Origin of the sequence: Actinoplanes sp. NPDC023714 (assembly GCF_040639855.1) — a bacterium.
Lineage (GTDB): Bacteria > Actinomycetota > Actinomycetes > Mycobacteriales > Micromonosporaceae > Actinoplanes.
Window position 1 is genome coordinate 1,220,645 of the sequence record NZ_JBFAAR010000001.1, and the last position, 15,162, is coordinate 1,235,806.

Below are 15,162 nucleotides of genomic sequence, written 5' to 3' on the forward strand. Positions count from 1 at the left end.
CAGCCTCGTCTGAGGGTCGTCATCCGGAAACGTGGAGGGATCGCCCATGTACGTCGTCGTCACCGTCGTTGCCGCGCTGTGGGTCGGGTTCTCGGCCGTGTCCGTGTTCCTCGGCGCCAGGTGGGTCGTCGAGCCGCTGGCCGCCTACGGTGTGCCGCGGTCCTGGTGGGTGTGGCTGGGGACGGCCAAGGCGCTGGGCGCGGCGGGGCTGCTGGCCGGTCTCCTCGTACCCATGATCGGGGTCGTGGCCGGGATCGGTCTGATCCTGTATTTCCTCGGTGCTGTGATCACTGTGCTGCGGGCCCGCGCGTGGGGGCATGTGGTGTTCCCGCTGCTCTACCTGACGCCCGTGGCCGTCGTGCTGAGCCTGGGGGCCTGACCGTGGACGACGGCCGGGAGTTCGAGGCGCGGCGGGGCCTGCTGTTCTCGGTGGCCTATCGGATCCTCGGATCGGCCGCCGACGCCGAGGACACCGTGCAGGACGCCTGGCTGCGCTGGTCGGCCGCGGACCGGTCGGAGGTCGCCGAGCCGGAGGCCTACCTGATCCGGATCGTGTCGAACCTGGCCCTCGACCGGCTGCGGTCGGCCCGGGCGCGCCGGGAGACCTACATCGGACCTTGGCTGCCCGAGCCGATCTTGACAGAGAGCGACGCCGACTCCGTGTCGATGGCTCTCCTGGTCGTGCTCGAGTCGCTGACCCCGCTCGAGCGCGCGGTCTTCGTCCTCAAGGAGGTCTTCGGTTTCGCTCACGCCGAGATCGGTGACGCCGTCGGAAGATCAGAGGCAACGGTACGGCAGGCAGCGCTGCGCGCCCGGGAACACGTGCGGGCCCGGCGTCCCCGGTTCCCCGCCGATCGGCGCCGGCAGCGGGCGGTCACCGAGCGCTTCCTCGCCGCGGCGACCGGGGGTGACCTCAGCACGCTGATGGAACTGCTCGCGCCGGACGTGACGGTGTGGACCGACGGCGGTGGCAAGGTCCGCCAGGCGACCCGCCCGGTCGCCGGCGCGGCCCGGGTGGCGGCCTGGTTCGCGACCCTCGGCGACCAGCCCTACCAGGGTGTCGCGCTCGCCGACATGACGGTGGAGTTCGCCGAGCTCAACGGCGGGCCGGCGATCGTCTTCCGGGGCGCCGGGCGGGTGATCGGCACGATGAGCCTCGACCTCGGCGAGGACGGCCGGATCGTCGCGATCCACAACGTGGCCAACCCGGACAAGCTGCGGGCGGTGAGCGCCGGGACGGTCTTCCCGATCTCGCAGGGCAGGTCACCCGCGCCGTGGTAGCACTGTGGCGTCCCGATTCCCCCGTAACGCTGCCGCGTAAACCGGGCGAGAGCGACCTGCCCCCTGCGATGACGTCAATGCTCGCCTTCGGACCTTGTACGAAGCATGGGAGACTCGTAACGGTCCTTGTGGATTTCTTGAATCCGCTGGTGGCGACGATGCGACGGAGGTCAGTTGGCGGCGGAGTTCGGTGTGCTCGGCGCGGTGGAGGCCCGGATCGGGGGCCGGCCCGCCGATCTCGGGCATGCCCGGCAGCGGTCGGTGCTGAGTGTCCTGCTGGTGGAGGCGGGCCGTCCGGTCACCGTGGACCAGCTGGTCGACCGGGTCTGGGGCGAGCAGGTTCCGCAGCGGGCCACCGGCGCGCTCTACAGCTATCTGTCCCGGCTGCGGCGTGCCGTCGCCGGCGCGGACGGGGTGGAGATCCGGCGGGAGCCGGGCGGCTACGCGCTCACCGCGGATTCGCAGACGGTCGACCTGCACCGCTTCCGGCGGCTGGTGACGCAGGCGCGCGCGGCCGGCGCCGACCGGGTGGCCGCCGGCCTGCTGGAGCAGGCGCTGGAGCTGTGGCGGGGGGAGCCGTTCGCCGGACTGGACACGGCCTGGCTCGGTGCGGTCCGCCGTACCCTGCTCGGTGAGCGGCTCGCCGCCGAGCTCGACCGCAACGACGTGCTGCTCCGGCTGGGCCGGCACGGCGAGCTGCTGCCGGCGCTGTCCGCGGCCGCCGAGGAGCATCCACTGGACGAGCGGCTGGCCGGTCAGGCGATGCTGGCGCTCTACCGGTGCGGCCGGCAGGCCGACGCCGACGAGCGGTACCGGCGGATCCGGCGCCGGCTCGCCGACGAGCTGGGCAGCGATCCGGGGGCGGCGCTGCGGCGGCTGCACGAGCGGATCCTGGCCGCCGACCCGGCCTTGAATCCGCAGGCAGAGGTGCCTGTGCCGGTCCTCGACGAGGCCGTGGAGGAGCCGGCCGACGGCCGGGTCGTCCCGGCGCAGCTGCCGGCCGACGTGCGCGCGTTCACCGGGCGCACCGGGGAGCTCGCCGCGCTGGACCGCCTCCTCGCGCCGCCCGGCCCCGGCGAGCCGCCGCTGACCGTCGCGCTGCTCTCCGGTACGGCCGGGGTCGGCAAGTCCGCGCTGGCCGTGCGCTGGGCGCACCACGTCCGGCAGCAGTTCCCCGACGGCCAGCTCTACGTGAACCTGCGTGGCTACGACGCCGAGCAGCCGGTCGCCGTGGCGGATGCGCTCGCCGGATTCCTGACCGCTCTGGGGGTACGAGGACCGGAGATCCCGCCGGGCACCGACGAACGCGCCGGCCGGTACCGGTCCGAGCTCACCGGCCGGCGGATGCTGATCCTGCTGGACAACGCGTCCTCGGTGGACCAGGTGCGCCCGCTGCTGCCCGGCACCGGCTCCTGCCTCGTGCTGATCACCAGCCGGGACTCGCTGCCCGGCATGGTGGCGGTGCACGGCGCCGAGCGGGTCAACCTCGACCTGCTGCCGCCGCCGGACGCGATCGGGCTGCTCCGCAAGCTGATCGGCGACCGGGTGGACCGGGAGCCGGCCGCCGCCGGGCAGCTCGCGGCGGCCTGTGCCCGGCTGCCGCTGGCCCTGCGGATCGCCGCCGAGCTGGCCGCCGAACGCGCCGACGTGCCGCTCGCCGACCTCGTCGCCGAGCTGGGCGACCACCAGATGCGGCTCGACCTGCTGGACGCGGGCGGCGACCCCCGGGCCGAGGTCCGGGCGGTCTTCTCCTGGTCGTATCAGAACCTCCCGGACGGCGCGGCCCGCACCTTCCGCCTGCTCGGCCTGCACCCGGGCGAGACCGCCCACGTCGACGCCGTGGCCGCGCTGATCGGTTCCTCCCCGGCCGGCGCGGATCTGGGGGAGGCCCGGCGGCTGCTCGGGGTGCTGACCCGGGCGAGCCTGGTCCAGGCCGGTCCGGGCGGCCGGTACGGGATGCACGACCTGCTCCGCGCGTACGCCGCCGAGCTGGCCGCCGACCACGACCCCGAGCCGGCGCGGCGGGACGCCCTGACCCGGCTGTTCGACCACTACCTCACCGGCTCGGAGGCGGCGATGGCGACGCTGTACGGCGGCGCCGCGGGGGACGCCGGCGCGGCGCGGGCCTGGATCGAGGCGGAGCGGGCCAACCTCGCGGCGGTCGGCACGTACGGCGCCGCGCACGGCTGGCACCGGCACACCATCGCGCTGGCCGAGACGCTGTTCCGGCACCTCGACGCGGCCGGCCCGGTCGGCGAGGCCGCGACCGTCACCGCCGCGGCGGTGTCCGCGGCCCGCGCCCTCGGCGACCGCGACGCGGAGGCGCGGGCCCTCTCCGACCTGGGCCGGCTGCACCGCCGGCAGGGCCGGTTGCACGAGGCCGCCACGACCTACCGGCGGGCGCTGGCCCTCTACGCCGACCTCGGCGACCGCGCGGCCGAGGCCCTGGTGCTGCGCAACCTCGGCAGCGTCGACTGGCGGCTGGGCGACTACCGGCAGGCGGCCGGCCACTACCGGCAGGCGTGGGCCCTGCATCGCGACCTGTCCGACGACGCCGGTCAGGCCGACGCCCTGGTCCGCCTCGGCCTGGTGGACGCCCGCCTCGGCGACGAACCGCAGGCGGCGCAACGTTTCGCGGCGGCCCTGGACCTGTACGCCGCCCTCGGCGACCACTTCAGCGAGGCGTACGTGATGTCCCTGCTGGCCCGTACCGGCGACGCCGACCCGGACCGCGCCGCCGACCACCTCGAGCGGAGCCTCGCCACGGTCCGGAGCAGCGGCGACCGCACGGCCGAGGCCTACGCGCTCACCGACCTGGCCGGCGTCCAGACCCGCCGCGGCCGGCTCACCGAGGCGGCCGTCCACCTGCGCCGCGCGCTCGTCCTGCTGCGGCGCATCGGCGACCGGGCCAGCGAGGCCGAGGCCCTCAACGACCTGGGCCAGGCGCTGCGGGCGGCAGGCGACGCGGCCGGGGCGCGGAGCCAGCACGGCCAGGCGCTCACCCTGGCCGAGGAGATCGGCGATCGGTACGAGCAGGCCCGCGCCCACGACGGCCTCGCCCTCGCCTGGCAGGACACCGGCGACCGCCGCCGCTCCGGCCAGCACCGGGACCAGGCCCGCCACCTCTTCGCCGACCTGGAGGTGCCGGCCCCGGCCGCCGACCTCCCACCAGCCCCCACCCGCCGCTAACCAAGCCCCGCCGCAGTCCCCACCCCACCCGCCCACCCACCCACTCGCTCCCGCCCCGCCCTGCCCTGCCCTGCCCTGCCTTGCCCTGCGCGGATCTTGGACGCGTGACCACCGGAATCGGTGGTCGATCCTCCAAGATCTCGGAGAGCCGCCGACCTTGAACGATGTCCCACCGCCGCTGCCGCGATCTTGGACGATCGCCCGCCGCTCGGCGGATCTTGAACGCGTGACAACCGCATTCGGTGGTCGATCGTCCAAGATCTTGGAAAGCTGCCGATCTTGGACGATCGCTTGCCGCGGCTGCCGCGATCTTGGACGGTTGGTCACCCTCGGGCAGATCTTGAACGCGTGACCGCCGGAATGGGTGGTCGATCGTCCAAGATCTCGGAGAGCTGCCGATCTTGGACGATTGCTCGCCGCGGCTGCCGCGATCTTGGACGGTTGGTCACCCTCGGGCAGATCTTGAACGCGTGACCGCCGGAATGGGTGGTTAATCGTTCAAGATCCGGGGGTTGGGGGCGGTGCGGGAGCCGGGAGCTGGGGGCTGGGAGCGCTGCGGGAGTGGGGAGCGGTGTGGGAGCCGGGAGTTGGGGGCGTTGTGCGGGAGGCGTGGGGCTTTGAGGGGGGCGGGAACTGGTTGGGTGGCGGGAACTGGTCGTGGTCAGTCGCGGGTTGCGCCCGCCAGCCAGAGGACGGTCACCGGGCGGTTTCTGGCCCGGGCGTAGGCGACCACGTCGGCGGTTCCGCCCAGGCCGCGCGACGGCAGGCCGTCCCAGACCGCGAACAGGTGGTCGCAGCGGTCCACCAGGATCTGGCCAGCCTCCAGGAAACCCTGCTCGCAGGGGTCGCCGTAGGGGAGGGTGACCACCGAGGAGGCCGCCCGCACGTACGACTCGAAGCGCTCGCGGCCGCCCTCGGCCACCAGCGACGCCCCGTAGTCGGCGCAGGGCAGCACCGCTTCGAGGGCGCCGCCGGCCGCGAGCACGCAGGCGGCGAACAGCTGGTCGGCGCCGTCGGCGAGGCTGGACACCCCGACCAGGCCGGCGGCCGGGGGCAGCACCCGCCGCCAGTGCGCGACCACGTGCTCGGCGACCTCCGAGGGGAGGGACCGGTGGCCGGTGACGCCGAATCGCAGGCTCAACAGGTGGCCCGGTACGGAAGTTCCGGAACGTACCGGGCCCACTCCTCGGCGGTGAGCCCGCGGCCGCTGACCGCGCAGGCGTTCCCGGCCGGGTCGGCGGCGAGATCCGGCGGCACGGTGATGTCCCAGAGCGTGACGTTCTTCGTGGGCAGGCCGTAGGTGCCGCCGGCCGCGAGGGTGCGCCCGTCGGGGCTGAGGTCAGTGCTGAAGCTCTGCATGTCCGGGCTCTTGATCATCCCGTACCTGATGGGGGTGCTCATGTCGGCGACATCCCAGAGGATCATGGCGTTGTCCAGGCCGGCGGTCGTCAGGGTACGCCCGTCCGGGCTGAACGACGCCCACAGGGCATAGCCGCTGTGCCCGGTCAGGTTGGCGATCTGGCGCGCCTGGTACGGATCGGACACGTCCCAGATCTTGATGGTCCCGTTGTCGGTGGTGGCGGCGGCCAGGGTGCGCCCGTCGGCGGTGAACTCCAGCGAGTTCGCGTGGTAGTTCGAGTAGTCCGACATCGGGATCGAGGTGTACCGCACCGGCGCCGCGCGGTCGGTCACGTCCCACAGCGACACGTTCGAGCCCTCGCCGACGGCCATGGTCCGCCCGTCCGGCGAGAACGCGATCGACGACATCATGTCGCGCAGGCCGAGCTCGGTGAGCTTGACCGGCTTCGACCGGTCGGTGAGGTCCCACAGCGACGTCTTCCCGGTGGAGTGGCCGATCGCCAGGGTGCGCGCGTCGGCGCTGAGGGCCATCGCCCACACCGGCTCGCCCGGGTCGGTGAAGGTGGACAGCGGCACCGGCTCGGCCGGCCGGGCCATGTCGAGCAGGGTCACCGTCCGGTCCGCGCCGAGGACCACGAGGGTACGGCCGTCGTCGCTGAGCCCCATCCCGTCGATGATCCCGGTGTGCAGCTTCAGGCCGTCCCGCCGGACCGGGTTCGCCGGGTCGGCCAGGTCCCACAGCACGCCGGTGCCGGCCTTGCCGCCGGCGATCAGCCAGCTGTTGTCCGGCGCGAAGGCGAGCCCGAGGACCCGGCCGGGGAACGGGCCGGGCATCGTCGCGATCGGCGACCTCGTGTACCGGCCCCGGCTGTACCAGAGGGTCGCGGTCCGGCGGTCGCCGGCCGTGGTCAGCGTCCGCGAGTCCGGGCTGAAGGCCATCGCCCGGACCGGGCCGCCGCGGGTGGCGAGCGAGGCGATCTGGGCCAGGAACGTCGGCCACTCGTTGTGGTAGTCGAAGCTCCAGATCGAGGTGAGGCCGTCCGAGTCGCCCCAGGCCAGCATGTCCCCGTCCGGGCTGAAGGCGAGCGTGCTCAGCGAGGTGCCGCCCTTCGCGACCCGCATGGACGCGCCCTGCTGCGGGTCGGCCGGATCGGTCAGATCCCAGAGGTAGAGGTAGCCGGAGGGGCCCATGGCGGCCACGATCGGAAGCTCCGGGTGGAACGCGATCTCGGCGTCCACCACCTTGTCGCCCCAGCCGACGTCGACGGTGGACCGCTGTACCGGCGCCGACCGGTCGGTCAGGTCCCAGACGGTGACGGCGTCGCCGCTGGCCAGCGCGGTCTTCCCGTCCGGGCCGAAGAGCAGCGGGTACGCCTTCGGCACCGTGGACAGCACCGCCGGTTCCGCGCCGGCGACGTCCCAGAGCACGGTGTCCCGGGCGGTGGTGCCGGTGGCGACGGTCCGCCCGTCCGGGCTGAACGTCACGGACGTGATCCCGGCGGGGGCGGTCAGCGTGGCCGTGCGGACCGGGTGGGCGGGGTCGGTGACGTTCCACAGCGCGGCGACCGGGCTTCCGTCGTACACGGCAAGGGTCTTCCCGTCCCGGGAGGCCGTGAGGGAAGCGGGCTCGCCGGGCGGAAGCTGGGCGAGCCGGACCGGATCGGCCGGGTCGGACGTGTCCCAGAGCGACACCGTCCCGCCGTCGCCCGTGGTGGCGAGCGCCTGCCCGGCCAGGGCCGCGACCTCGTCCACGTCAGCGAGCGAACCGGCGTAGCTGGTCGACATGGCGAGGTGGCTGAGCTGCTCGCGGGTCTGCGGGTCGTCGTGCACGCTCTGCGCCGCGACGCCCAGCATGAGTGCCTTCCTCGGGTCGCCGCCGATCATGGCGCGTGCCCGGTCCATCAGCCGGAGGTTGACCGCGACGCGCTGCTGCAGCTCGGCGGCCTGGCGCTGGCGCTCGGCCTCCTCGGCCGCCTTCCGGGCCAGCTCCTCCTGCCGCTTGCGCTCCGCCTCGGCCTGGCGGGCCAGCTCCCGGTGCTGCTCGGCGATCCGCTCCTGCTCCCGGGCCCGGGCGGTCGCCTGGTTCGCCAGCTCCTCCTGCCGCCGGGCGTTCGCCGCCTGCCGGTCGGCCTCGGCCTTCTGCTGCTCGGCCGCCGCCTTCTGCCGTTCCGCCTCCGCCTTCTGCTGCTCGGCCGCCGCTTTCTGCCGCTCGGCCTCCGCCTTCTGCCGCTCGGCCTCCGCGGACGCCTTCTCCGCTTCCTCCTGTGCCTTGACCGCCTCCGCCACGGCCGCGGTGGCCTCCGCCAGGGCTTTCACGGCCTCCGCTTCGGCGGCCGAAGCCTCCGCGGAAGCCGCCGCGGCCGCGTCCCGGTAGCGGCGAGCGTTCTTCTTCGCCGCCTCGGCGTCGTCCCGGTAGCGCGCCGCGTCGTCCTGCTCCCGCTTCGCCTCGGCGGAGGCCTCCTCGGCCAGCGCCTGCTGGAGCTCCGCCTCGTCGGCGGCGCTCCGGGCCAGGCCCTGCTGCCGCGCGGCCTCGGCCGTGGCGTCCTCGGCGAGCGCCTGCTTCTCCCGGGCGAGCCGCTCCTGCCGGCCGGTCTCGGCCGTCGCCACCTGGGCCCGGGCCTCCTGCTCGCGGGCGTTCCGCTGCTGGCGGTGCGACTCCGCGGTGGCGCGCTCGGCGGTGTCCCGCTGCTCCGACGCGAGCCGCTGCTGGAGCTGCGCCTCGGAGGCCGCGACCTCGGCCCGCTCGGCGTTGCGGACCGCCACGGCGCCGGTCACCGACGCGACCACGGTCAGGATCACCAGCATCGCCGCGGCGACGGCCGAGAGCCGGCGCGCCCGCCGGTGCTGCCGGACGTCCTCGCCCTCGAGCTCGTCCTTGCTCACCCCGTGCATCGGGGCGGCGAGCTGCGCGATCGAGTCGCGGAATCGGATGTGCTGGAGGCTCAGGTGCAGGTCGTCGCGAGCCCACCGCAGGTCCAGGTAGAGCGGCTCCTCGGCGAACACCCCGCGCAGCGCGTCCGGCACCGACGTGGAGTCGGGGGTGAAGTCCCGGGCGTCCGGGTCCCACTGCCACTCGCCGTCGGTCACCACCGGCAGGATCCGGTCCGGCGACTTGGTGGCGAGCCAGTGCTCGATCTCCCGGTTCACCCAGGGTGAGCCGGCCGCCTCGGGGGAGGCGAGCAGCACGAAGTGCTTCGAGCCGTCCATCGCCTCCTGGATCGAGGTCCACAGCTTGGGCGTCACCGCCAGGCCGGTCTGGTCCCGGAAGATCCAGAGCGCCCGGCGCCGGTGCCACGGCTTCGCCAGCCGGTGCAGTCCTCGCTGGACAGCGGGCGCGAGCCGGCCGTCGGCGGCGTGGCTGTAGGAGATGAATCCATCGAACTGCATGACTTTCCCAGCGGTCGGCGTGATCGGCGGGGACAGATTCTCGCACGGATCGGCGGGCGTCTTTTTCCGGTGACCGAGCAAGCACTTCCAAAGAGTGCAAGAAGTTGCTAGCTTGCGTTCCAATGTGAACGCACGATTACGCCCGTCCCTCCCCTGAAACACGACGACGGAGGCTCCGCCGTGCCCGAAAAAAACCGAAAAATCCCCAAATTTCTCAGCATCTTCGCCGCAATCCCCGTACTACTAGCTCTCTTTCCGCCTCTGGCAGCTCTTGCAGCCAACTCGCTGACCGTCTACTACCAGCCACCGGCCTCATGGACCGCCGTCAACATCCACTATGCGCCCACCGGCGGATCCTGGACGACGGCACCGGGCGTCGCCATGACGGCCGGCGGCTGTGCCGGCTGGTTCAAGAAGGAGATCGACCTCGGTAGCGCGGCCGGGGCGCGGCTCACCTTCAACAACGGCTCCGGCACCTGGGACAACAACGCCGGCAACGACTACCCGGTGGGGACCGGCGTCGTGTCGATCGCCGGTGGCACGGTCGGCTCGGCGGTGCCCTGCGGCACCACGAACACCGCGTCGATCTACTACCGGACGAGCTGGGCCGCCACCCACCTGCACTGGGCCCCGGCCGGCGGCGCCTGGACGACCGCGCCCGGCGTCGCCATGAACGAGCCGGCCTGTGCCGGATGGGCGCTGAAGACGGTCAGCCTGGGCAGCGCGAGCGCGTTGCAGGCGACGTTCAACAACGGCTCCGGGACCTGGGACAACAACTCGGGGAACAATTACCGGGTCGGCGCGGGCGTGACGACGGTGAGCGGGGGAGTGGTGACCGGCAACGCGCCATCACCGTGCACCACTTCTTCGCCGTCGCCCAGCCCTTCGGTCTCGGCCGGCCCGACCCCGACCCCGCCGACCACCACGACGCCTCCCACGACCGGGGAGATGCTCGGCGGCGACCCCCGCAAGGACAGCATCTACTTCGTGCTGACCGCCCGCTTTTACGACGGCGACAGCGCCAACAACCGGGGCGGCAACCAGCACGTCAAGTCCGGCAACGCCGCGAACGGCGATCCGATGTTCCGGGGCGACTTCAAGGGCCTGGTCGACAAGCTCGACTACATCAAGGCGCTCGGCTTCTCCGCCCTCTGGATCACACCGGTCGTGCTGAACCGGTCGGATTACGACTACCACGGCTACCACGGCTGGGACTTCTACGAGGTGGACCCGCGGCTCGAGTCGGACGGCGCCTCCTATCAGGACCTCATCGACTCGGCGCACGCCAAGGGCCTGAAGATCTACCAGGACGTGGTCTTCAACCACAGCTCCCGGTGGGGCGCGAAGGGCCTGTTCGTCCCGACCGTCTACGGCGTCCGGGACAGCCAGTGGAGCTGGTACTACAGCGAGAAGGTGGCGGGCAAGGAATACGACCCGCTGGAAGACAGCGCCTACAACGGCGACCTGTGGAGCAGCACCGCGCCGGCCGGCAACACCTGCCCGAACTACGGCACGCCGACCGGTGGGAAGAGCGCCGAAGGCTACACGGTCTATAACTGCCAGTGGCCGTCACCGACCGCCAAGATGTTCCCGGCCGACAAGTTCCACCAGTGCTGGATCGGCAACTGGGAGGGCGAGGACGCGCGATCCTGCTGGCTGCACGAGGACCTCGCGGACTTCAACACCGAGAACGCGACGGTGCAGGACTACCTGCTCGGGGCGTACAAGAAGTACATCGACATGGGTGTCGACGGTTTCCGGGTCGACACCGCCGTACACATCCCGCGTGTCACCTGGAACCGGAAGTTCCTGCCGGCGCTGCAGGCGCATCTCACCGCGAAGTACGGCGCCGCGAAGGCGGCGGACTTCTACATCTTCGGTGAGGTCGCCGCGTTCGTGAACGACAAGTGGAACCGCGGCTCGGTCAACCACTCGGCGCAGTTCTACACCTGGAAGGAGCGGAAGGAGTACTCCGCGGACGACGTGAAGGCGGCCCTCGAGCAGTTCGACTACGAGAACAACCAGGGTACGGGGAATCAGCCGACCAGCACGAACGCGTTCCTGTCGGGCAACACGTACCACGCGCCGGACCACAGCCGGTTCTCCGGCATGAACATCATCGACATGCGGATGCACATGAACTTCGGTGATGCGTCGAACGCGTTCTCCAACGGCAAGGACTCCGACGACTCGGTGAACGACGCCACCTACAACACGGTCTACGTCGACTCGCACGACTACGGCCCGAACAAGTCGTCGGTCCGGTACGCCGGCGGCACCGACGCCTGGGCCGAGAACATGTCGCTCATGTGGACGTTCCGCGGCATCCCGACGCTCTACTACGGCTCGGAGATCGAGTTCAAGGCCGGCCAGAAGATCGACTGCGGCCCGACCTGCCCGCTCGAGACGACCGGCCGGGCCTACTACGGCTCGCACCTGGCCGGCACCGTCACGGCGAGCGACTTCGGCACTGTCGCCTCGGCCAGCGGAACCGTCGCCACGACGCTGTCCCAGCCGCTGGTCAAGCACCTGCAGCGGCTCAACCGGATCCGCCGCGCGGTGCCGGCTCTGCAGATGGGCCAGTACTCGACCGAGGGGGTCAGCGGCGGCATGGCCTACAAGCGCCGGTACACCGCGGGCGGCGTCGACAGCTTCGCGCTCATCACGGTGTCCGGCGGAGCGACCTTCTCCGGCATCCCGAACGGCACCTACGTCGACGCGGTCACCGGCGACACCCGGACCGTCTCGAACGGATCGCTCACGATCAGCCTCAACCAGAAGGGCAACCTGCGCGTCTACGTGCTCTCGCAGCCGGGCAATCCCGCGCCCGGCAAGGTCGGCACGGACACCGCCTACCTGAAGTAGCCCGCCTTTCCCCGATCTTGATGATTCCCGCGGGTCATCAAGATCGGGGAGAGCTCTCTCAGACCTTGGCGCGGAGCGCCTCCTCGACGGCCTCACGCACCCGCTCGTCCTCGCGCTGCCTGCGCTTGGCGCGCCGCTTCCGGCTCACCACCACGATTGAGATCAAGAGCCCGATGAGTACGAGGGCCAGCAGCGTCAACGGCCACGGGAGCGCCCACACCCGGGCGGTGGCGGTCACCGGGTCGAGCGAGGTGGTCGAGCCGGACGCGTCGGTGAGCAGTGGCGTGAGGGTGGCGGTGGCGGCCAGGAGCACGGCCGGCGGGACGTTCCGGATCGGCACGGTGACCGCCCACGATTCGCCGGGCAGCAGCTCCGGCGGCGAGTCGACGGTCCCGGCGTCGGTGCGCAGCCGGCCGAACGGGCCGGCGATCGACACCTCCTGGCGGGCCGACTCGACGGCGTTGCCGGTGTTCCGGATCGTGTAGGTCACCGTGGCGTCGCCGGTGGCGAGCGAGCCCCGGTAGGAGACGTCGAGGTCCTCGATGGCGAGGGCGGGCACCAGATCGCCGCCGACCCGCAGCTTGATCTTCACGCCGAGGCGGCGCTCGACGTTCACCGACTCCTGCGCGGAGGTGCCGGTCAGCGAGGTGACGATGCCGCCGACGTAGTCGCCGGGCGTCGCGTTCGCCGGTACCTCCACGGCGAACGGCACCTGCGCCTCCCTACCGGCCGGGATGGTGACCTCCGGCGAGCCGGCCCGGACCCACGCGCCGATCGCGACCGACTTCTTGTCCCCGGTGAGCAGGTCCAGCCGGCCCTCGCCGGTCGTGTACCCGTCGGCGGCGTACACCTTCAGCGTGAGCGGCGCCGTGCCGTGGTTCGCCACGACGAGCGCGTCCTGTGCCGAGGTGCCCGGGTTGACGGCGTAGGTGTAGCTCGGCCGGTCGGCGCCATAGCTGTTCGACGCGGTCCGGACCGTCCAGCTGACGTCACCGCCGGCGGCGAGGGCGGGCGTACCCGGGACGAGGGCCGCGAGGACGGCCGTCAGGGCGAGTGCGATGCGCATCGGAAATCCTTAGAAGAAGGCCCGGGGAAGGCGGCGAAGCCGCCCTCCCCGGGAGCCGATCAGCTGCTCAGCGCAGTGATCGTGAGGGTGGTGCGGTAGTTGCCCTTCGCGACGTCGGCCGGGATCTTCAGGTCCAGGTCCGCGCCGAGGCGGGCGGTGCCACGGGGGTGGCCCTGCTCCGCCGAGCCGAGGCCCCGCGAGATCGAGAGGCCCTTGCCGCCGGTGCCGAAGCCCGAGTCGACCCCCGCGCCGGCCTTGGCGCCCGCGCCGGCGTCCGCGACGTACGGGTACCAGCCCAGGTACGAGCCGGAGAACGACTTGTCGGCGTCCTTGAAATCGCCCACGCTGGCCGAGAGCGACCACGGCGAGAGCGAGCGGCGGGAGTCCGACACCTTGATCGGGTTGATCTTGCCGGCGGCGGCGAAGTAGTCGCCGTCCTTCTCGGTCGCGGTGCCGAGGTCGACCAGGCCGTTGTAGCCGTCGATCGTCCAGCCGAACTCGCCCGGCTTCGCGTTCGGGACGTTGACCTGGATGTCCTGGTTGTCGCCGTGGTACGGGTGAACCGTCACCCTGTCCACGACCGAGCCGACGCCCTGGGTCTCGGCGGAGTTGGAGCAGGAGCTGCCCAGCTCGACCGAGGCGTTCGGGGCGGCGCAGGTGCCGGAGCGGATGTTCTCGACGACGAGCTTGTCGCTGCGCACGCCGACCTTGACGTAGGAGCGGACGTGCTCCTGGTTCTGCACCGAGCTGTACCAGTACTCGTTCGGCTTCAGCGGGTCCGGCCCGTTGGTGCCGCTCGCGTCCGGCTTGGTGATGTCGTAGTACTTCGAGCCGGAGGCCGAGTTGGCGGTCACGTAGAGCACGCCGCCGGGGCCGGCGAACACGTCCTCGGCGCCGGGCTTCTCGGCCGCGTTCGCCTTCTCGCCGTTCTTGATCAGGTAGCTGCGGGCGTAGACGTGGTCGTGGCCCTGCAGCACCAGGTCGACGCCGAGGTCCGAGAAGGTCTTCGGGAAGTCGTTCCGGCGGACCTTCGCGTCCGAGTCCTTGGCGTGCGCGGCGGCCGAGTAGATCGAGTGGTGGTAGACCAGGACGGTCCACTTCGCCTCGCCACCGTGCTGCTTCACCACGTCGGTCACGTACCGGACGTGGGCCGCGTCGCCGCCGCCACCCTGCGAGGTGGCGTAGCTGTTGCTGTTCAGGTCGATGAACAGGGTGTCCTTGTAGATGTACCAGTAGTCGCCGCCGGACGTGTTCGACGTCGGGTTGCCGTTCGAGTAGTACGCGGCCGACCGGTCGGTGTTCGGCGTGTACAGGTGCTGCTCGTACGCCTTGCCGCCGACGTCGTGGTTGCCGATGGTGGCGGCCCACGGGTACTGGCGCAGCTTGTCGGAGGCCAGGAAGGCGCTCCACTGCGCCTCGGTGTTGGCCGTCTCGACCTGGTCGCCGCCGGAGACCAGGATCTCCGCGTCCGGGTTGGCCTTCAGCGACACGTCGAGGGTGTCGACCCAGCCGGCCTGGTCCTTGGCGAGGTTGCCGGACGCGCCGATCTGCGGGTCACCGTAGAACAGGAAGTCGTAGTCGCCCTCGAAGTCCCGGGTCTTGAAGGCGTACGCGGCCGACCAGCCGTCCGCCGCGGAGCCCACCCGGTACGAGTACGCGGTGTTCTCCTCGAGCCCGGTGATCGTGGCGTGCCGGTTGTAGCCGCCGCTCGTGGCGATGTTGGCGGCGCCGGTCGCGGCGAAGGTCACGGCGGTCGCCGGGAACTCGCCGTTCACCAGGTCGGCGGTGGCCGCGACCTGGACCTGCTGGGCGGTGTCGGCCGAGGAGTACCAGTTCACGATCCGCTGGGTCTCGTTGGCGCCGACGCCGAGGACGATGCTGCTCAGTGAGACCGGGTCGGCGGCGAAGGCCGGGCCGGCCAGTCCGCTGCCGAGGGCCACGGCCACTCCGAGGACCGCGGCCGTGGCGCCGGCGGCGGCACGGTTGCGGCGGGACAGATGGGTTCTCATCGGTGT

General features: G+C 72.0%; 8 protein-coding genes. 4 read left to right on the forward strand and 4 right to left on the reverse strand.

What is annotated here, in order from left to right; all coding sequences use genetic code 11:
- The first annotated feature begins 46 nt into the window (after positions 1–46).
- The 3 genes from AB0G10_RS05770 (at position 47) to AB0G10_RS05780 (ending at position 4,470) form a co-directional block, all read left to right on the forward strand.
- Positions 47–379: a DoxX family protein gene (locus AB0G10_RS05770; protein ID WP_360917023.1), complete on the forward strand. Its 333-nt coding sequence runs from the start codon at positions 47–49 to the stop codon at positions 377–379.
- 2 nt (positions 380–381) lie between these two features.
- Positions 382–1,281 carry an RNA polymerase sigma factor SigJ gene (gene sigJ / locus AB0G10_RS05775; RefSeq protein WP_360917026.1) on the forward strand — a complete coding sequence of 300 codons (900 nt, stop codon included), beginning with the start codon at positions 382–384 and terminating at the stop codon, positions 1,279–1,281.
- Positions 1,282–1,455: 174 nt separating this feature from the next.
- Entirely contained in the window at positions 1,456–4,470 is a 3,015-nt protein-coding gene (locus AB0G10_RS05780) for a BTAD domain-containing putative transcriptional regulator (protein WP_360917029.1), read from the forward strand.
- 661 nt (positions 4,471–5,131) lie between these two features.
- Here the strand turns inward: AB0G10_RS05780 and AB0G10_RS05785 are convergent.
- Both AB0G10_RS05785 and AB0G10_RS05790 read right to left on the reverse strand, forming a co-directional pair.
- Positions 5,132–5,611 (reverse strand): hypothetical protein, encoded by a 480-nt coding sequence (locus AB0G10_RS05785; RefSeq protein WP_360917032.1) that lies wholly within the window; start codon positions 5,609–5,611, stop codon positions 5,132–5,134.
- Positions 5,608–9,216 (reverse strand): TIR domain-containing protein, encoded by a 3,609-nt coding sequence (locus AB0G10_RS05790; RefSeq protein WP_360917035.1) that lies wholly within the window; start codon positions 9,214–9,216, stop codon positions 5,608–5,610. The genes AB0G10_RS05785 and AB0G10_RS05790 overlap by 4 nt, the downstream gene beginning before the upstream one ends.
- A 180-nt stretch (positions 9,217–9,396) precedes the next feature.
- Between AB0G10_RS05790 and AB0G10_RS05795 the strand changes: the two genes are divergently transcribed.
- On the forward strand, positions 9,397–12,081 hold the full coding sequence (locus AB0G10_RS05795) for a carbohydrate binding domain-containing protein (RefSeq protein ID WP_360917037.1): 2,685 nt from the start codon (positions 9,397–9,399) through the stop codon (positions 12,079–12,081).
- A 58-nt stretch (positions 12,082–12,139) separates the two neighbouring features.
- Here the strand turns inward: AB0G10_RS05795 and AB0G10_RS05800 are convergent, their stop codons facing one another.
- A complete protein-coding gene (locus tag AB0G10_RS05800; protein WP_360917040.1) occupies positions 12,140–13,147 on the reverse strand; it encodes a DUF916 domain-containing protein in 1,008 nt (335 codons plus the stop codon).
- Between the two features lie 59 nt (positions 13,148–13,206).
- Positions 13,207–15,156, reverse strand: coding sequence for an FN3 domain-containing metallophosphoesterase family protein (locus AB0G10_RS05805; RefSeq protein WP_360917043.1), 1,950 nt, complete (start codon positions 15,154–15,156; stop codon positions 13,207–13,209).
- Between the last annotated feature and the right edge of the window lie 6 nt (positions 15,157–15,162).